The sequence below is a fragment of the Flagellimonas crocea genome (genome assembly GCF_033441595.1).
Taxonomy (GTDB): domain Bacteria; phylum Bacteroidota; class Bacteroidia; order Flavobacteriales; family Flavobacteriaceae; genus Flagellimonas; species Flagellimonas crocea.
Genome location: NZ_JAUZVX010000004.1, coordinates 67,667 through 85,206 on the forward strand (window position 1 = coordinate 67,667; position 17,540 = coordinate 85,206).

Below are 17,540 nucleotides of genomic sequence, written 5' to 3' on the forward strand. Positions count from 1 at the left end.
TTTAATTAACGTAGAATGTCAGGTTTATTCACCCCCTGTTAACAAATTACATTTTATCGCATCCTAAATAATCGTATTTTTAGCACCTAACTTACTATGAAATGGGCAAGATTATTGCAATTGCAAACCAAAAGGGCGGTGTTGGCAAAACAACCACTACGGTAAACCTTGCGGCCTCTTTGGGTGTATTGGAAAAAAAGGTATTGTTGATTGATGCCGACCCCCAGGCCAATGCAACATCTGGGCTTGGTATTGATGTGGATTCCGTGGAACATGGCACGTACCAATTGTTGGAACACACCATGAAAGTGGAAGAAGTTACCGTACAAACAGATTCTCCCAACGTTGATTTGGTACCGGCGCACATTGACCTTGTTGCCATAGAAATTGAATTGGTGGATAAGGACAATCGTGAATACATGATGAAAGAGGCCCTAAAGAACTTGGGCGACAAATATGACTATGTATTGATAGACTGTGCACCCTCTTTGGGGTTATTGACACTGAACGCCCTTACTGCGGCCGATTCCGTAATGATACCCATTCAATGTGAATATTTTGCCCTGGAAGGTCTTGGCAAGCTATTGAACACGGTAAAAAGTGTGCAAAAAATACACAATAACGATTTGGACATCGAAGGTATGTTATTGACCATGTACGATTCCAGATTGCGGCTTTCCAACCAAGTTGTTGAAGAAGTAAAAAAACACTTTGCGGATATGGTCTTCGACACCATCATCCAAAGAAACGTAAGGCTGAGCGAGGCTCCGAGTTATGGCGAGAGTATCATAAAATATGATGCAAGCAGTAAAGGTGCCTCCAATTATCTTAACTTAGCCAACGAAATTTTGAAGAAAAACAAGGAGAAAGTTTAGATGGCGAAAGCAACAAAAAAACAGGCTCTGGGAAGAGGCCTGTCCGCACTATTAAATGATCCGGACAATGATATCAAATCAGTTTCGGATAAAAATGCGGACAAGGTTATAGGTAATGTGGTAGAATTGGATATCGATTCCATTGAAGTCAATCCCTTTCAGCCACGTTCCAATTTTAATGATGAAACCCTTGAAGAATTGGCAAGTTCCATACGCGAACTTGGCATCATACAGCCCATCACCGTAAGAAAACTGGATTTCAATAAATTCCAGTTGGTTTCCGGTGAACGCAGATTCCGGGCATCCAAATTGGTGGGATTGGCAACCATTCCGGCCTACATACGAATCGCCAACGACCAAGAATCCTTGGAAATGGCCTTGGTGGAGAATATCCAAAGGCAAGATCTTGACCCCATCGAAATAGCGCTTTCATACCAAAGACTGATCGACGAAATTGAAATCACACAGGAAAAATTAAGTGACCGTGTGGGGAAAAAACGCTCCACCATTACCAATTATCTACGTTTGCTCAAATTGGACCCTATTATTCAAACAGGAATGCGAGATGGATTTATCAGTATGGGGCACGGAAGGGCCCTGATCAATATTGATAAGAAAAAGGAGCAGATCGCCATTTATGAAAAAGTGGTTTCCGAAGGATTGTCCGTAAGGGCCACGGAACAATTGGTGAAAAATTACAAAGAACCGCAGAGTTCGGGCTCCCAAAAGAAGAAGAGCACTGCCGATGTTCCTGACTTTGTTTCCAGAAGTTTGGATTCCATCAAAGAACGCCTTGCTACCAAAGTGGATATTACCACATCAAAAAACGGAAAAGGAAAAATTGTGATACCCTTTCATTCAGAGGAAGATTTTAAGCGTATCAAAAAATTGTTGACAGGTGAGTAAAAACCTTCTCTTATTGCTCTTTGCCTTTTTGTTGTTTCACTTAGGGTTTTCCCAGGAAAAGGAGGAAAAGGAAAGCAAAGAACAACCTCAGCCAAAAGAAGTGGATTCCGTTGCGCAGAATATAGAAGGTGACGGGATTACCTTTGAAGAAGTCACCAAACAGAGGGACATTAACCCCCTTGCACCCAGCAAGGCGGCTTTTTATTCGGCCATTCTTCCCGGTCTGGGACAAATTTACAATAAAAGATATTGGAAGGCTCCCATAGTTTGGGGCGCAATCGGTACGGGTATTTATGTGTACTCCTACAACAACACCGAATATCGCAGAGCGCGCAGTGCCTTTAAACGCCGTCTTGCAGGTTTTGAGGATGATGAATTTTGGGATATCAACGGTGATGGCAGCGGCCCCGATGTGTCTTCCGAGGCACTTCAGGAAGCTCAGGAAAATACGCAAAGGGACAGGGATTTGGCCTTGGTGATTACCATTGCGCTCTACGCCCTGAACATTATTGACGCCAATGTGGATTCCCACCTTAAACAGTATAATGTAAGCGACGACCTCGCGGTGGACTTCAATCCGTATTTAGATATAAATCCTTTTACCAACAGGCCAAACTACGGTGTGGCCATGGTCATAAAATTTTAAAGCATGAAAATTGGTCTGTTCGGATATGGCAAAATGGGAAAGATGATAGAGCAGATTGCTCAGGACAGAGGCCATACCATTGTAGCCAAGATTGACGACCCTTCACAAGATGTGGATTATAAATCCATGGATGTGGCGATAGATTTTAGCACGCCCGAAGCCGCCTTTGACAATATTACCCGTTGTTTTCAGCACAATGTACCCGTAATCAGCGGTACCACGGGTTGGTTGGATAAATTTTCAGAAGCTGTCAATATTTGCAAAGAAAACAAGAGCGCCTTTATCTACGCTTCCAATTTTAGTTTGGGGGTGAATATCTTTTTCGAGCTCAATAAGCAGCTAGCAAAAATGATGTCGGATCTGGACAGGTACAAGATTTCCATGGAGGAGATACATCACACCCAAAAGCTGGATGCTCCCAGTGGCACAGCCATTACACTTGCCGAGGGAATTATTGAAAACACTCCGTACGAAAACTGGAAATTGGATGAATCCGGCGAAAGGACCATCCCCATAAAGTCCGTAAGGGAAGGCGCCGTACCCGGCACGCACACCATTTCCTATAAAAGTTCCGTGGATACCATCGAAATAAAGCACGAGGCCCATAACCGAGAAGGGTTTGCCCTGGGAGCGTTAATCGCATCGGAATGGATACAGGGAAAAACAGGAGTTTTTAGCATGAAGGATGTGTTAAACCTGAATTAAAAAACGTAACAACAATTTAGACCCAGAGTCTAATAAAGAAATTTTCATATGGACGGTATACAATGGATCATTTTTATCCTGATCATCCAGATTATCCATTTCTTGGGAACATGGAAACTCTACGTCAAGGCAGGCAGAAAAGCATGGGAAGCCGCCATACCTATCTACAATGGTATTGTTTTAATGAAAATTATCAATAGGCCTTGGTGGTGGGTGCTTTTATTGTTCATCCCAATCATCAATTTATTGATGTTCCCTGTAGTTTGGGTGGAGACCATCCGCAGTTTTGGAAAAAATTCACTTGTGGATACATGGTTGGTCATCCTTACCTTGGGCTTCTATATTTTTTATATCAACTATGCCGAAGACGTTCAATATATCGAGGACCGTAGCCTAAAACCAAAAACGGGATTGGGCGAATGGGTGAGCTCCATTGTATTTGCCATTGTGGCCGCAACATTTGTGCACACCTACTTTATACAACCCTATGTGATTCCAACAGGTTCCTTGGAACGCACGCTTCGCGTGGGGGACTTTTTGTTCGTGAGCAAGTTCCACTATGGCGCCCGGGTACCCATGACCACATTGGCGGCACCCATGGTACACGATACGCTTCCCGTTGTAAGAACAAGGTCCTATTTGGCCGATGTTGACCCGGAAACCCATAAGACTTCGTGGATCAACAAACTGCAACTGCCCTACATGCGTTTACCGGGATTTGAAAAAGTGGAGAAAAATGATATTGTGGTCTTTAGTTTACCTGCGGATACCCTATATCAGTTTTTTAAAGCACAAAAAGCGGTAATCAAACCGATTGATAAAAAATCCAACTATGTAAAACGATGCGTAGGAACTCCCGGGGATTCCTTGGCCGTGATTGATGGGTTTGTTTATATCAACGGTAAGCAACTCAAGTTATCCGACCGTGCAAAACCAATGTATGTGTATGACATTTACGCCAAAAATGGTGTTTCCAGCAAATATTTGGAAGATGTTGATGCTTCGGACTACGTTCGCAAATACATTGCCACCAATATCAGCGAGGCCCAATATAATGCATTGGCTCCGTTCATTTCTGGGGCCAGGCAAGCAGGAGATGGAAAAATCGAGCTTTACACAAAGGAAGATGGTATTCCTACCGAGGTCATACGTCAAACGAGACTTTCCCTGACCGAGGAAAAACCACTCTCCAGAATGGCCAACCTTACCGATGAAATGGTTTCGGCACTCAAGGAAAATCCGGCCATAGACTCGGTTGTTAAGACCATAGAACCTAAGGGTGAATATGGCGGGAACATATTCCCTCAAAAGCCCAACCTATACCCTTGGAACAACGATAATTTTGGACCCATTTACATTCCAAAGGCGGGAACAACCGTGGCAATCAATGCAAGGACTATCCCTTTATACAAAAAAATCATCCGTGATTACGAACACAACGATGTAAAGGTTACCGGGAACAAAGTCTTCATCAACGGTGAGGAGGCCGACTCCTACACTTTTAAACAGGATTACTATTGGATGATGGGTGATAACCGTGACCATTCCGAAGATAGCAGGACTTGGGGGTATGTCCCTGCCGACCATATTGTGGGAAAACCTGTTTTCCTTTGGATGAGCTTTGACAACTTTAGACAAGGCATAGCCAATTGGAGGGTACGTTGGGAACGGGTATTCACTACCGTTGGGGGAAGTGGCGAGCCCGTATCCTACTTCTGGTATTTTATTGCCCTTTTGGCTGCTTGGTTCATTTTTGATTTTTTCCGAAAAAGAAAGAAAAAAACCGCATAGTAACTTAAAGCCCGTTTTTTGAAAATACTGCTCCACCCCTCCTATTTTCCCAGTATTGCCACTTTTGCGGCCATAGTTCAACATGAGGTAATTTGGGAGGCTAAGGATAATTTTCAGAAGCAGACCTACCGAAACCGTTGTTATATTTCTACAGACAAGGGCAAGCATATGCTCAATATTCCCATAAAGCACGTTGGCGGCAAAGAAGGGCGTCAAAAGTATGCGGATGTGACCATGGAAAACAGCTATAATTGGAAAAAGGAACATTGGAGAACCTTGGAAACTGCCTACCGGACCTCTCCTTTTTTTGAGTTTTATGAGGATGATTTGAGACCCCTCTACCAAGGAAACGATGATTCCCTTTATGAATTCAACATAAAGACCATTGAAGCCATTGCCGATTGTTTGGGCGCGAAGGTTTCAATAGAAAAAACCGACACTTACGAAGTGGAGCCGAAAACTTATTTTGATGCCCGATTTTTGGTCGTGGCCAAAAAAGAAAAGGATTGGAATATGGAACCATATACCCAAGTTTTTGAGGAAAGACATGGTTTTATTCCCAATCTCAGTATTTTGGACCTTCTCTTCAACGAGGGAACGAATGCCCTTTCATACCTAAAAGATCTTTCCTTGGATTTGAAACATGTATAGGCACCTCATCCATTATAGCATTCATTTTTTGGTGCCGATACTTATCGCGTTTTGGTTTTTCAAGGATGATGCCGTAAAATTCGCGTTGATTCTTTTGGCTGGAATAATCATCGATATCGACCACCTGTGGGCAACACCGCTCTATGACCCCGATAGGTGCAGCATCGGCTTCCATGTCCTCCATAGCTATTGGGCCATATTCATCTATTGCACACTTCCTTTTTTTAGACGGACGCGGATTATCGGACTCGCCTTGATCCTACACATTTTTGCGGACACCTTGGATTGCCTGTTAATGTGATTTAAGTCGTAAAGTGGCCATGATGGGATAATGGTCGGACAATTTTTCATCAAAATTTTGATGGGAAAGTATCTCGAACTCGTCGTCCGCCAAGATATAGTCGATTCGCATGGGGAATTTCAACAAATCATAGGTACGCCCAAAACCTTTTCCTTTTTCCAGATAGGAATCGTTCATGTCCCCTTTGACCACATGATACACATTGGAGTATTGCGTGTTGTTAAAATCGCCGACGACAATTTTATGTAGGTCGGTCCCTTCCATATTGTCACGAATCAAATTTGCTTGTTCATATTGCTTCAACATTACATTCCTAGATCTTTCAAAAAGTTTGGTCGACTCTTCATTTTGAATGGTGTTCAAACCAGGAACTATCCTAAAGGATTGCAAATGCAAATTGTAGATTCTTATCGTATCCGTGTTGAATAAAATATCGGCATATACAGCGTTGTTGGAACTGTTGGGGAAAGGTATCGAATCAATTTTTAGAATTGGATATTTTGAATACACTGCTTGAATCACCTTTCCTCGGTGTTTTCCATAAATAAAGTCCACAAACTTATACTTGTACTGGCCAAGAGCATCATTCCGCTTCATGGCATACAATGTTTCCTGAAAGCAAACAATATCCGGGTCTTGTTCTGTGACAAAATTATAGATACGACTCTCCACGTTCTCATCTTTCAACTGTTTCAACTCGTTGAAACTTCTAGCATTGAAGGACATTATGGACAAGGTGTTTTCACTGGTGAAATTGTTTTCATTGTCCTTGTCCGAAAATTGGTAAAACGGACCCAACAACACATACCACAGTACCAGTAAAACTCCGGACAACAAAAAGTTCCGCTTACGTTTCAATAACCAATAAAGCACAAATACCAGGTTTAAAAGAACGGTAAACGGCACTATTAAACTGACTACGGAGAGTGAGGATATAATTTTTGTGGGAACATAGGGCACCAACAAAGAAATAATCAGCACCAAGGCCAACAGGGTGTTTATGAAAAAAAGTATCTTATCAATTAATGAGAGGTTTTTCACGTATCAGTCTTCCTTACCTGCCTTAAACAAAAAGTCTTTTTCCTCCTTGGACAAACTTTCATACCCGGACTTGCTTATCTTGTCCAAAATACCATCTATTTTCCGCTGTTTGGCCTGTTTATCATAATCCGCTTTACTGGTCGATGCCGTTTTTTTCTTGTAGACCGTTTTTAACGGGGCCTTCTTCTCTCTTGGTTTGAAAAGATCGGCTATTGTATTTCTTAATTTGGTAAACCAGGAACCGATATCATTGCCTTTAAAAAGTTGTCGCGCATACATATACCCTAAAAATGCACCACCCAAATGTGCCATTCCGCCACCAATATTCTCGCCCATACCGATCAGCACTAAATCTTTGACCACCAAAGCGGCACCAATGTACCAGAGTTTGATATTAAAGAAAATGACCCGAACTTCCTGATTGGGAAGATAGGTACAAACAAATATGAGAACGGCATTGACCCCGGCCGAGGCCCCTATCAAAGCCGCATTGGAATTGACCAATGTCGGAAAAACATTGTAACTAAGAAGAAACACCAATCCCCCTAGCATCAGGCCAAGAAAATATACATTGATAAATCGTTGGGCATCAAAAAGGTTCAAGAAAATCCTGCTGGCAAAATAAAGCACGATCATGTTCCAAAAAATATGTCCGAGACCCGCATGAAAAAACGAATATGTCACCAAGGACCATGGTTGTCCCAAGAACTCTACAAAATCTTTGGGCAAATGGAACCATTGGGAAAAAGAATATCCCAACAATGCACCAGAAAGCCCGTCCAACAAGAATATCAATACATTGATGGCAATCAGCTTTTCCGCTACATTGAGCCTCGCAATTTGATATTGTATCCCACCGTTCATCATAAGTCTAGTTCCACCGATTATCGTTGAACTGGTTCTTTTTCCAGTACCACATCATTATAAATCCGATCAATGCACCCCCGATATGGGCAAAATGTGCTACGCCCGTGTTCACTTTCCCTATTCCAAAAATCAAATCTACCGCAATTAGAATGGGGACAAAGTATTTGGCCTTTATAGGCACTGGTAAGAAAATCAACATTAATTTGGCCTCAGAATACATGAATGCAAAGGCGACCAAAACACCATAAATGGCACCGGAGGCTCCCACGGCAGGTGTATTAAAGGCCATCAGCATACTGTCCACAGTACTTTTTGATGCTATGTCGTACCATCCGGGACTATATTGCCCATTGGCCATCACCTCCAATATTTGTGTCCTTGCGATACCGGCACCTTCCAAAGCGTTCATGCCCTCTGTAAAAAGAAAATAATTCACTCCGGTGTGCAGTGCCGCTGAGCCCAATCCTGCCGAAAAATAGAAGAATAAAAACTTGTTTTTGCCCCAAATTCGTTCCAAAGGCGTACCAAAAGCCCAAAGTGCATACATATTGAAGACTATGTGCATAAGGTTTCCGTGCATGAACATATGGGTGACCACCTGCCACCATTCAAAATTGGGACTCTTCGGAAACCATAGTGACATCCATTGGTACATTTGGTCTCCATATAGTTGTGTGGCAAAAAACATGATCACATTAATGATCAAAATATGCTTTACTGCCTCGGTCATTCTACCCATCTAGTTGAATTTTTTATCGATATCCCCTTCGGAGATAATGGTATACGTTAATTTTTGAAAGGGGCTCAATGTGGGCTCCTTGCATGCAAATAGATTGTTCACCAGGGTTAATTGTGACTCTTGGTCCAAAACATCCCCGGTCCTTACGGCAAGGTTCCTGCTGAGTGCCTTGGCTAGCATTTCGGCCTGCGACATGGAACCGTCCGCAAATCCCTCCTTATAATCTCCTATCAGGCGATCCAATACCGTGCCAATCCCGCTCTCGGGAACCATCATGGGCACACCTGTCACTTTTACAGTTTCCTCTTCCAAACTCTCAAAGACAAAGCCAATATTTGTCAGGCTTTCCTGTATTTCATTCAACACGGCCAGTTCCTGCTTGTTGAAGGTCAATTCCAACGGAAAGAGCAATTGTTGGCTTACCCCCTCTTTCACCGTTATTTCTCCCAAAAACTTCTCAAAAAGTATACGTTCGTGGGCCCGGTTCTGATGTATGACCAGCATTCCTGATTTTACGGTACTTATCACATATTTTCTGCGCAGTTGAAAAGTACTGGCCAAATGCTCTTCCATCTCTTTTTCGGAATACAGGGTACCTTGTTCCTCACTTTCCGATTCTATGATCAAACTACTGAATTCGTCATTGTCGCCACCGCTGGTGCCTAGACCTTCGTACAAATCTTCCCAGCCTTTGGTCGGCTGTTTCCGAAAAGTCCCGCCCGTACCTTTTTTGGACGGTGTTTCTTGAAAAGGGTTGAAAGAAGCGTCCACCGTAACCTTGGGCAGTACAGCTCCCTTTTCCTTGTAAGCGTATGGCGTATCCAAATTAGGGTCGTGGTCAAAATCCAATACAGGGGCAACGTTGAACTGCCCCAAGCTATGCTTTATCGTAGATCGTAAAATTGCATAAAGGGTGTTCTCATCATCAAACTTTACCTCTGTTTTGGTAGGGTGGATATTGATATCGATAGAGGATGGGTCCACATCCAAAAACAAAAAGTAACCCGGGTACATGTCGGATTTTATCAATCCCTCAAAAGCACTGACGACGGCATGGTGCAAGTAAGGACTTTTTATATATCGGTTGTTGGCGAAAAAGAACTGCTCGCCCCTACTCTTTTTGGCATACTCCGGTTTACAAATAAACCCTGAAATCTTCACCACATCTGTTTCTTCCTTAACCGGAACCAAACGGTGTTCCATTTTGCCACCAAAAATGTGCACGATTCGTTGGCGGTGCTTGGCAATGGGCAAATTGAAGATTTCCGAACCATTGTTGTAAAAGTGAAATTCAATATTGGGATGCACCAAGGCCACCCTATGGAACTCATCAGTAATATGGCGAAGCTCCACTTGATTGGATTTTAAAAAATTGCGTCGGGCAGGAATATTGAAAAAAAGATTCTTAACGGATATAGAGGTTCCCTGGGGCGTAGCCACAACTTCTTGGGAAACTATCTTGCTCCCCTCTATTTTAAGGTGCGTTCCCACTTCGTTTTCCGAGGTACGCGTCTGCATGTCCACATGGGCAATAGCAGCTATGGAAGCCAAAGCCTCTCCACGAAAACCTTTGGTTTGCAGGTTGAACAAGTCCTGGGCGGATGATATTTTAGAGGTGGCATGCCTTTCAAATGATAAACGGGCATCCGTATCGCTCATGCCCACACCATTATCCACCACTTGGATGAGTGCCTTACCACCGTCCTTAACAATAAGTTTGATGGATGTTGAGCCTGCATCGATGGCGTTTTCCAAAAGCTCCTTTACCACAGAAGCAGGCCGTTGGACTACCTCCCCTGCGGCTATTTGATTAGCAACATGGTCCGGTAAAAGTTTGATGATATCCGCCATTATGGATTCAGGAATATGGATAGATCAAAGTCAATAATAAAAAGAAACAGCAACACCAAAACTGCAATAATGATCAAAAACCGAAGTTTCAAATTTTTGTCCCCCTCGGTTTTAAAATCTTCCATTGCCGATGTAAACTTGTTTTTAAGTCCTTTGTTATTATGGGCGGTACTCCGAAATCTATCAAGTTTATGTTCAATCTTATAAGGATTCCCCTCTCCCTTATAATATCTAGGGGAGTAGTCAAAGCTCTTGTTTTTTCTAAGTTTTAACGGGTTTCGCATGCTATCCTTATGGCTATATCCTCAAAGGTACTCAAAATAGAAAAAAAGGGTCGGGCGATCCTCCCAAAAAATGTTAACAGCTAACCAGATCTTTAGATTATCGGATAAATGGATTGTTGGAGTTATTGAATTTGCTCTTGAAACTTGAGCTTACCTCCCAAGAACAGCCATCTGAATGGCAGCTATGGCGGCTTCCGTACCCTTGTTTCCGTGTTTTCCGCCACTTCTGGCCCTGGACTGCTCAATGTTATCATCGGTCAGCACACAGAAAATCACGGGAACATCATAAGCAATGTTCAAATCCTTGATGCCCTGTGCCGTGGCACTGCAAACAAAATCAAAGTGGCTGGTCTCACCACGGATAACACTGCCTATGGCCACAATGGCATCGACTTTTTCCGTTTGAATCATTTTTTTGCACCCAAAGGTCAACTCGAAACTTCCAGGCACATTCCAGCGAATGACATTCTCCGGAAGGGCACCACAATCTAAAAGTGCCTCTTTGGCACCATTGCAAAGGGCTTCGGTTATTTCACCGTTCCATTCAGAAACAACAATCCCAAACCGAAGGTTCTTCGCGTCTGGGATTTTATTTTTATCGTAAATGGATAAGTTTTTGTTCTCTGTGGCCATGATTTAGTTTTGCGCCAATCCTATAAGGGCGTCAACACCATTGGCCTCTTGCGAATTGGGATATTCTTCCTTGATGCGCTCAAAATAGCCCAGAGCCTTGCTTTTTTCATCTAGGTTCAAGGCAATCACTCCTGCTTTGTACAAAAATCTTGGCGCAGTGAACTCATTGTCGCTGTGTGCAACCGCCTTTTCATAATAATCCAAGGCATCTTCCTTTTGGTCCAATTGGGAAAAAGCATCACCGATACCTCCTTTTGCCATGGCACCCAAAATGTCATCGTCCGAAGAAAAACCTTCCAGTTTTTCAATGGCCTGATCGTATTGTTTTAGGTTCAGATAGGTCATTCCAGCAGAGTACTTGGCCAAATTGGCCGCTTTGGTTCCGCTGTATTCCTCTATAATGTCCAAGAAACCGTACTTTCCCTGTGCCCCGTTCAATGCCAAGGTGAACAAAGAATCCTTCTCGGTCTCACTTGCCAATGCCTGGTCAAAATATTGTTGTGGATAAAAAAGCTCGTTTGCCGCAGCAGCTTCTTTGGGATTCTGGATGAATTGGTGATAGCCCAAGTAGGCCAAAACGCCCACTGCAATAACCCCGATAACCCCCAAAATGTAGTTCTGGTTCTTCTGAACCCATGCCTCGGTCTTGGTAGCACCCTCGTCCAACGTATTGAAAACCTCAGCCGTTGTACTGTCGTGTTCTTCTATCTGAGCTTCCTCCTCTTTATTTTTTGGCTTAAAGCCTCTCTTCTTGTATGTTGCCATCCGTCATTTAATTGGTCGCGCAAAAATAAAGTTTTTATCCAAAACCAAAAGGTAATTTATTCGTTATTTTTGGAACCCCCTATCGGAAGGGCCACCTTTTAAATCCAAAATGTTTCTCGATTCTTTATGTTTTTAAGGCATTTATCTTTAGTCAATTACAAAAACTTCGATTCCAAGACCTTGGAATTCGACCCTGTGATCAATTGTTTGGTGGGAGACAACGGCGTGGGAAAGACCAATATATTGGATGCGATTTACCACTTGTGCTTTGGAAAAAGTTACTTTAATCCGGTTTCTACCCAGAACATAAAGCACGATACGGATTTTTTTGTGGTGGAAGGGGAGTTTGAGAAAAACCATAGAACGGAAAAAATATTGTGCTCCTTTAAAAAGGGGACCAAAAAAGTGATCAAGCGCAATGGGAAACCGTATGAAAAATTCTCGGAACATATTGGCTTTTTGCCTTTGGTGATCATTTCCCCATCGGACCGCGACCTTATTTTGGAAGGCAGTGAAACCCGTAGAAAATTTATGGACGGCGTTATATCGCAATCCGATAAGGTATACCTTCAAAACCTTATCAAGTACAATAAAGTGGTCGTACAGCGCAACTCTTTGCTCAAATATTTTGCGGCCAACCGCACATTCGACCCGGACACCCTGAGCATCTACAACGAACAAATGCACTCTCTGGGCAGTGCCATCCACAAAAAACGAGTGGAATTCATTGATTCCTTTCTGCCTATTTTTAAAGAACAGTACAACCATATTTCGGAAAAAGAGGAGCAGATCATGCTTTCCTACGAAAGTCAACTGAGCAGCGAAAACCTCTTGGATTTATTAAAGAAGAACATTGAAAAGGACCGCGCGCTACAATATACTTCGGTGGGTGTGCACAAGGACGATATGGATTTTACCATAGCCGGACACCCCATCAAAAAATTTGGAAGCCAAGGCCAACAAAAATCCTTTTTGATAGCACTGAAACTGGCGCAGTTCCACTTTATAAAGGACCTGGCCGATACCACCCCGATCCTATTGCTGGATGATATTTTTGATAAATTGGACGAAAACAGGGTCTCCCACATCGTTGGGCTGGTTAAGGATGACAATTTTGGGCAGATTTTTATCAGCGACACCCATGCCGACCGTACCGAAAATGTGGTGAAGAACATTCATCAGAGTTATAAAATATTTACCTTGTAGCATCATGTGGAGAACCGTATTCGTTTTAGTGGTTTTGATGCTCTTTGGATGTAATGAGAATTCTTCCGTTGAGCCAGCCGATCTGCATTATTTGAACGGCTATTGGGAAATTTCGGAGGTAGCGTTTCCCGATGGCACCCTCAAGCAATACCCGGTAAACACCAACATTGATTTTATTTACTTTGAAGACAATCAGGGATATCGCAAAAAAATGCAGCCCCGGTTTGACGGTTCCTATGAGACTTCGAATGATCTGGAAGATTTTACGATCTCCAACGTTAACGACATCATCACTCTCCATTATACCGGCGAGTTGAGCGAATGGGAAGAAAAATTGACGCAATTGGACTCGTTGTCGTTTTCTGTGGTCAATGAAGATGGAATCACATATTCCTACACACGTTTTGAACCCATCAAAATTCCAAAGTAATGGCCAAAAGACACAGCTCACACATACCGTTGAGCGAAGCGCTCAGCGAATTCATAAAAGAAAACAAGCTCCAAAAAGGTATGGACAAGGTGGATGCACGTGAAGCTTGGTCAAGACTTATGGGGAATGGCGTCAACAATTACACCACCCATGTGGAACTTAAGAACGAAACGCTTTTCGTTTCCCTTTCCTCCTCCGTGCTCCGGGAAGAATTGAGTTTGGGCAAATCCAAGATCGTAACAATGATCAATGAGGAACTGGGAAAAGAGCTAGTGAAGAAGTTGGTTTTAAGGTAATCGAAATGTAAGTTCCCAGTACAAACGTAGGAGTTGTCAAAGAGAACAATGGATTATTTTATTGGCAGATGATTGGATTTTTACATAATTAGTCATTCTGGTATGGAGATTTCTCAATCGATACTTTGTATCTCATTTCGAAATGACAAGTATATCCCCAATGTCATTTCGACAGAGCAAAGCGACGAGAAATCTAACACAAATCCCTCATCAGTATCCCATTCCTTTTTGATTAGATTCCCTGTCAAGCAGGGAATGACAATACATTCAAATCGGATAGTTGAGAATCCATATCGCCCTACAACTCATTTTCGGCTTCGCTCAATGACCGTTGCTCAGCAACCGCATTAAATAAAAAAAGCCACCCAAAATAGGTGGCCCGTCTTAACATGTATCTTATATGCTGTTAGTAGATTTCCCTTCCCGAAAAGTGGAAAGCCCCTTCGATTTCAGCATTTTCATCACTATCGGAACCGTGTATTGCGTTTTCGCCGATACTGGCCGCGTACAACTTTCTAATGGTTCCTTCTGCAGCTTCCTGTGGGTTGGTAGCACCGATCAATGCCCTAAAATCATCCACGGCATTGTCTTTTTCCAAAATTGCGGCCACAATGGGTCCCCTTGTCATAAACTCCACCAACTCGTCAAAAAATGGACGCTCTTTGTGGATGGCATAGAATATTTCGGCATCTCTCGTACTGAGTTGCGTATACTTCATGGCCACAATCTTAAATCCAGCCGCCGTTATTTTATCCAGGATTGCACCGATATAGCCGTTCTCAACGGCATCAGGTTTGATCATGGTAAATGTTCTATTTCCAGTCATTTTTTAAATTTTGCGCAAACTTAAGCTTTTTCAATCAAGCTACAAGGCTCAATAGCTTTGTTTTAACTCTTGAATGATGATCCCATTGTCTCCCATCATCTTGAATTCCGCGGTCTGGCTCTCAAAATACAGGTTGATGATGCCATAGCTTTTATCCGATACCACATCTCCCACTCGGTACCGGTTGGCCTCTCCGCTAAAACTGGAATAGGAATGGGTAAGCCCGCTACTGGTAAAATCTACCAAGGGATAGGAAAGCCCAGAAATATTGTCCCTGGAAAACTCCGAAATATGTCGGTCACCGGACAAAAGCATCACACCCTTTGCTCCTGACTTTACAATCATATCCTCCAATTTATCCACTTCAGCGGGAAAATTGCCCCAGGTCTCAAAACCATGTTCCCCGGAAAGTACTTGAATGCTGGACATGATCAGGTTAAAATCCGCATCGGAATTGCTCAGCTCCGCCTGCAACCATTGCCACTGTTCTCTGCCCAGAATGGTAGCATTCGGGTCTTCTGTTGGTTTATATCGCTTTTCGGAATCGTTGTCCTTTACCAATTCGCTTCTAAAATATCGTGTGTCCAAAACTATGATCTTCACCTTTCCAGAAGGCATCTGGTATTCGTGGGAAGCATAGACACCTTCGCGATTTCTTCGTTCACTGTCTTGGGGCACTTCCATAAAATCCAAGAAAACCTGTTGGCTCTCCTTTTTTATGGAAAAATCCGCACCTCCATCGTTGACACCAAAATCGTGGTCGTCCCATGTTCCTATAATCGGCACCTTGGCCTTTAGCTTGGCATATGCAGCTACACTGTCCTGCATGGCATAAATTTCTCGCAAACGGGAAACATCGTCCGTATCCGCATACACAATATCGCCTCCCCAAATCCAAACATTTGGGTCCGCCGCCAAAATATCATCCCAAAAAGGATTGGGCTCTTGCGGCATGTTGCAGGACCCGAAGGCCACTACAAAATCGGGGGTCGGCTTTTCCTCGGTCCCTGCCTGATTCTCCACCTTCTTTTTACAGGCCGAAGCCAGAACCATGGCCGCCAAAAAAATATAACTATGCTTCATTGTTTGCTTTTACCTGACCAAAAATACATATAAAGCGAGTTTCCTCTACATTATATTATTGTATATTTGGCCGCATGAATTCAGCGGATATCACGACGGTAAAGTCGATTCTTTCCCAACCTCAAAAGATAGTGATCGTGCCCCATAGAAATCCCGATGGGGATGCCATGGGTTCCTGTTTGGCGCTTCATGGTTTTTTGAAAACCAAAGGGCACACGGTGAATATTGTAGCGCCCAACGACTATCCCAAATTCCTCAAATGGATGCCAGGAAACGAATTGGTCATCAATTTTGAGAGAGAAAATGCAAAGGCCAAGGAACTTATCGAAGAAGCCACCGTTATTTTTACTTTGGACTTTAACGACTTGTCCAGAGTGGGACAAATGGAAGGTGTTTTACAAGAAGCATCAGCAGATTTTATAATGATAGACCATCACCAACAACCCAGCGATTATGCCACCGTGACCTATTCCGATGTTTCCATGAGCTCAACCTGTGAAATGGTCTACAATTTTATTGACTTTTTGGGCGAAACCGAACGTATAGATCCTGCTATCGCAACAAATCTTTACACGGGCATTATGACGGATACCGGTTCCTTTAAGTACCGTTCCACCTCCAGCAAAACGCATCGTGTGGTGGCCGAGCTTATTGACAAGGGTGCCGACAACATGACCATACACCAGGAAGTCTTTGATACCAATTCCCCGTCCCGACTGCATTTATTGGGCAAGGCCCTGAGCAATATGGTGATTCTACCGGAATACAAAACGGCCTACATTACCCTGACGCAAGAGGAACTGGACCAATACGATTACAACAAAGGGGACACCGAAGGTTTCGTAAATTATGGCCTAACTTTGGAAGGCATTATTTTCGCATTGATATTTATTGAGAACCGAGAAGAAGGCATTATTAAGATTTCGCTGCGTTCCGTTGGGGATTTTTCCGTGAACGAGTTTGCAAGGGAACATTTTAATGGTGGCGGGCACAACAATGCCGCCGGTGGCCGAAGTGATCTGGGCATGGAAGAGACCATTTCCCGTTTCAATGAAATTTTGAAAACCTATAAAAATAAGCTGAACCCATGAGATTTTTTCTAGCCATATTGTTGGTTGCGACCGTGGTGGGCTGCGGAGGACCCGAACCCAGAAGACCTGTAGAGGTAAAGTCGGGCAGTTTTTTCAAGGAATCGATTGAGCGTACCAAAAAATTGTTGGCGGAAGAGGAACAAATAATTCAAGGAATTATTGCAAAGGATACGGTTCATGAATATTTTTCAAGCCCCAATGGATTTTGGTATTATTATGAAAAACAAAACGATACCGCCAGCTATTCCCCAAAATCGGGAGACCATATTTTGTTTTCGTACAATTTGATGAGTTTGGAAAATGATACCATTTACACTGCTGAAGAAATAGGACCGTCCTCTTATGTAATCGACAAGCAACAATTATTTCCCGGACTCCAAAATGCGGTGAAGCTTTTAAAGATAAACGAGAAGGTCACCTTTTTGTTCCCATCTCCCCTAGCTTTTGGCTATCAAGGGGACAATAGGGCCATTGGACCAAAAACACCGCTTAAATCATCTGTAGAATTACACACAATCATAATAGACAACGACAGTTTAAACTAAATTCATAA

At 43.0% G+C, this 17,540-nt stretch carries 21 protein-coding genes; 12 read left to right on the forward strand and 9 right to left on the reverse strand.

Annotated elements, in window-relative coordinates:
• The first annotated feature begins 101 nt into the window (after positions 1-101).
• Genes SD449_RS13615 through SD449_RS13645 form a run of 7 tightly spaced genes read left to right on the forward strand, consistent with a single transcriptional unit; the run spans position 102 to position 5,875 of the window.
• The gene (locus SD449_RS13615) at positions 102-875 is read left to right on the forward strand and encodes a ParA family protein (RefSeq protein WP_318311313.1); all 774 of its coding nucleotides are present in this window, start codon (positions 102-104) and stop codon (positions 873-875) included.
• On the forward strand, positions 876-1,781 hold the full coding sequence (locus SD449_RS13620) for a ParB/RepB/Spo0J family partition protein (RefSeq protein ID WP_318311315.1): 906 nt from the start codon (positions 876-878) through the stop codon (positions 1,779-1,781).
• On the forward strand, positions 1,774-2,427 hold the full coding sequence (locus tag SD449_RS13625; protein ID WP_318311316.1) for a DUF5683 domain-containing protein: 654 nt from the start codon (positions 1,774-1,776) through the stop codon (positions 2,425-2,427). The genes SD449_RS13620 and SD449_RS13625 overlap by 8 nt, the downstream gene beginning before the upstream one ends.
• 3 nt (positions 2,428-2,430) lie before the next feature.
• Positions 2,431-3,132, forward strand: coding sequence for a 4-hydroxy-tetrahydrodipicolinate reductase (dapB, locus tag SD449_RS13630; RefSeq protein WP_318311317.1), 702 nt, complete (start codon positions 2,431-2,433; stop codon positions 3,130-3,132).
• Between the two features lie 48 nt (positions 3,133-3,180).
• Positions 3,181-4,923 carry a signal peptidase I gene (gene lepB / locus SD449_RS13635; RefSeq protein ID WP_318311318.1) on the forward strand — a complete coding sequence of 581 codons (1,743 nt, stop codon included), beginning with the start codon at positions 3,181-3,183 and terminating at the stop codon, positions 4,921-4,923.
• A gap of 18 nt (positions 4,924-4,941) precedes the next feature.
• Positions 4,942-5,574: a WbqC family protein gene (locus tag SD449_RS13640; RefSeq protein WP_318311320.1), complete on the forward strand. Its 633-nt coding sequence runs from the start codon at positions 4,942-4,944 to the stop codon at positions 5,572-5,574.
• Positions 5,567-5,875: a DUF6122 family protein gene (locus SD449_RS13645; RefSeq protein WP_318311321.1), complete on the forward strand. Its 309-nt coding sequence runs from the start codon at positions 5,567-5,569 to the stop codon at positions 5,873-5,875. Before SD449_RS13640 ends, SD449_RS13645 begins: the two co-directional genes overlap by 8 nt.
• Here the strand turns inward: SD449_RS13645 and SD449_RS13650 are convergent.
• From SD449_RS13650 to SD449_RS13680, 7 genes are all read right to left on the reverse strand, one after another.
• Positions 5,867-6,916, reverse strand: a complete 1,050-nt coding sequence (locus SD449_RS13650; protein WP_318311323.1) for an endonuclease/exonuclease/phosphatase family protein — start codon at positions 6,914-6,916, stop codon at positions 5,867-5,869. The genes SD449_RS13645 and SD449_RS13650 overlap by 9 nt on opposite strands.
• A 3-nt stretch (positions 6,917-6,919) precedes the next feature.
• Complete coding sequence (locus tag SD449_RS13655) at positions 6,920-7,783, reverse strand: rhomboid family intramembrane serine protease (RefSeq protein ID WP_318311324.1); 864 nt, start codon at positions 7,781-7,783, stop codon at positions 6,920-6,922.
• Between the two features lie 4 nt (positions 7,784-7,787).
• Positions 7,788-8,522, reverse strand: coding sequence for a rhomboid family intramembrane serine protease (locus tag SD449_RS13660; RefSeq protein WP_318311326.1), 735 nt, complete (start codon positions 8,520-8,522; stop codon positions 7,788-7,790).
• On the reverse strand, positions 8,523-10,373 hold the full coding sequence (gene mutL, locus SD449_RS13665) for a DNA mismatch repair endonuclease MutL (protein WP_318311327.1): 1,851 nt from the start codon (positions 10,371-10,373) through the stop codon (positions 8,523-8,525). It lies immediately after the preceding gene.
• A complete protein-coding gene (locus SD449_RS13670) occupies positions 10,373-10,657 on the reverse strand; it encodes a riboflavin synthase subunit beta (RefSeq protein ID WP_318311328.1) in 285 nt (94 codons plus the stop codon). Before SD449_RS13670 ends, mutL begins: the two co-directional genes overlap by 1 nt.
• 150 nt (positions 10,658-10,807) lie before the next feature.
• Complete coding sequence (gene ribH, locus SD449_RS13675) at positions 10,808-11,290, reverse strand: 6,7-dimethyl-8-ribityllumazine synthase (protein ID WP_318311329.1); 483 nt, start codon at positions 11,288-11,290, stop codon at positions 10,808-10,810.
• 3 nt (positions 11,291-11,293) lie between these two features.
• The gene (locus SD449_RS13680) at positions 11,294-12,055 is read right to left on the reverse strand and encodes a tetratricopeptide repeat protein (protein ID WP_318311331.1); all 762 of its coding nucleotides are present in this window, start codon (positions 12,053-12,055) and stop codon (positions 11,294-11,296) included.
• 126 nt (positions 12,056-12,181) lie between these two features.
• On the opposite strand from SD449_RS13680, the gene recF reads away from it, so the two are divergent.
• From recF to SD449_RS13695, 3 genes are read left to right on the forward strand one after another with little or no spacing between them, the layout of a single operon-like run.
• On the forward strand, positions 12,182-13,261 hold the full coding sequence (gene recF / locus SD449_RS13685) for a DNA replication/repair protein RecF (RefSeq protein ID WP_318311333.1): 1,080 nt from the start codon (positions 12,182-12,184) through the stop codon (positions 13,259-13,261).
• Positions 13,262-13,265: 4 nt separating this feature from the next.
• Entirely contained in the window at positions 13,266-13,691 is a 426-nt protein-coding gene (locus SD449_RS13690; protein ID WP_318311334.1) for a hypothetical protein, read from the forward strand.
• Positions 13,691-13,987: a DUF721 domain-containing protein gene (locus SD449_RS13695; protein WP_318311336.1), complete on the forward strand. Its 297-nt coding sequence runs from the start codon at positions 13,691-13,693 to the stop codon at positions 13,985-13,987. Before SD449_RS13690 ends, SD449_RS13695 begins: the two co-directional genes overlap by 1 nt.
• A 406-nt stretch (positions 13,988-14,393) precedes the next feature.
• Here the strand turns inward: SD449_RS13695 and SD449_RS13700 are convergent, their stop codons facing one another.
• Positions 14,394-14,813 (reverse strand): nucleoside-diphosphate kinase, encoded by a 420-nt coding sequence (locus SD449_RS13700; protein ID WP_318311338.1) that lies wholly within the window; start codon positions 14,811-14,813, stop codon positions 14,394-14,396.
• Between the two features lie 48 nt (positions 14,814-14,861).
• A complete protein-coding gene (locus SD449_RS13705) occupies positions 14,862-15,896 on the reverse strand; it encodes an alkaline phosphatase D family protein (protein WP_318311340.1) in 1,035 nt (344 codons plus the stop codon).
• 74 nt (positions 15,897-15,970) lie between these two features.
• On the opposite strand from SD449_RS13705, the gene SD449_RS13710 reads away from it, so the two are divergent.
• Both SD449_RS13710 and gldI read left to right on the forward strand, forming a co-directional pair.
• A complete protein-coding gene (locus tag SD449_RS13710) occupies positions 15,971-16,987 on the forward strand; it encodes a DHH family phosphoesterase (protein ID WP_318311341.1) in 1,017 nt (338 codons plus the stop codon).
• Complete coding sequence (gene gldI, locus SD449_RS13715; RefSeq protein WP_318311342.1) at positions 16,984-17,532, forward strand: gliding motility-associated peptidyl-prolyl isomerase GldI; 549 nt, start codon at positions 16,984-16,986, stop codon at positions 17,530-17,532. Before SD449_RS13710 ends, gldI begins: the two co-directional genes overlap by 4 nt.
• Positions 17,533-17,540 lie beyond the last annotated feature (8 nt).

Coding starts and splice junctions, on each gene's coding strand:
- SD449_RS13615 (WP_318311313.1), top strand. CDS start 102: ATGGGCAAGATTATTGCAATTGCAAACCAAAAGGGCGGTGTTGGCAAA.
- SD449_RS13620 (WP_318311315.1), top strand. CDS start 876: ATGGCGAAAGCAACAAAAAAACAGGCTCTGGGAAGAGGCCTGTCCGCA.
- dapB (WP_318311317.1), top strand. CDS start 2,431: ATGAAAATTGGTCTGTTCGGATATGGCAAAATGGGAAAGATGATAGAG.
- lepB (WP_318311318.1), top strand. CDS start 3,181: ATGGACGGTATACAATGGATCATTTTTATCCTGATCATCCAGATTATC.
- SD449_RS13645 (WP_318311321.1), top strand. CDS start 5,567: ATGTATAGGCACCTCATCCATTATAGCATTCATTTTTTGGTGCCGATA.
- SD449_RS13655 (WP_318311324.1), bottom strand. CDS start 7,783: ATGATGAACGGTGGGATACAATATCAAATTGCGAGGCTCAATGTAGCG.
- SD449_RS13660 (WP_318311326.1), bottom strand. CDS start 8,522: ATGGGTAGAATGACCGAGGCAGTAAAGCATATTTTGATCATTAATGTG.
- mutL (WP_318311327.1), bottom strand. CDS start 10,373: ATGGCGGATATCATCAAACTTTTACCGGACCATGTTGCTAATCAAATA.
- SD449_RS13670 (WP_318311328.1), bottom strand. CDS start 10,657: ATGCGAAACCCGTTAAAACTTAGAAAAAACAAGAGCTTTGACTACTCC.
- ribH (WP_318311329.1), bottom strand. CDS start 11,290: ATGGCCACAGAGAACAAAAACTTATCCATTTACGATAAAAATAAAATC.
- SD449_RS13680 (WP_318311331.1), bottom strand. CDS start 12,055: ATGGCAACATACAAGAAGAGAGGCTTTAAGCCAAAAAATAAAGAGGAG.
- recF (WP_318311333.1), top strand. CDS start 12,182: ATGTTTTTAAGGCATTTATCTTTAGTCAATTACAAAAACTTCGATTCC.
- SD449_RS13690 (WP_318311334.1), top strand. CDS start 13,266: ATGTGGAGAACCGTATTCGTTTTAGTGGTTTTGATGCTCTTTGGATGT.
- SD449_RS13695 (WP_318311336.1), top strand. CDS start 13,691: ATGGCCAAAAGACACAGCTCACACATACCGTTGAGCGAAGCGCTCAGC.
- SD449_RS13700 (WP_318311338.1), bottom strand. CDS start 14,813: ATGACTGGAAATAGAACATTTACCATGATCAAACCTGATGCCGTTGAG.
- SD449_RS13705 (WP_318311340.1), bottom strand. CDS start 15,896: ATGAAGCATAGTTATATTTTTTTGGCGGCCATGGTTCTGGCTTCGGCC.
- SD449_RS13710 (WP_318311341.1), top strand. CDS start 15,971: ATGAATTCAGCGGATATCACGACGGTAAAGTCGATTCTTTCCCAACCT.
- gldI (WP_318311342.1), top strand. CDS start 16,984: ATGAGATTTTTTCTAGCCATATTGTTGGTTGCGACCGTGGTGGGCTGC.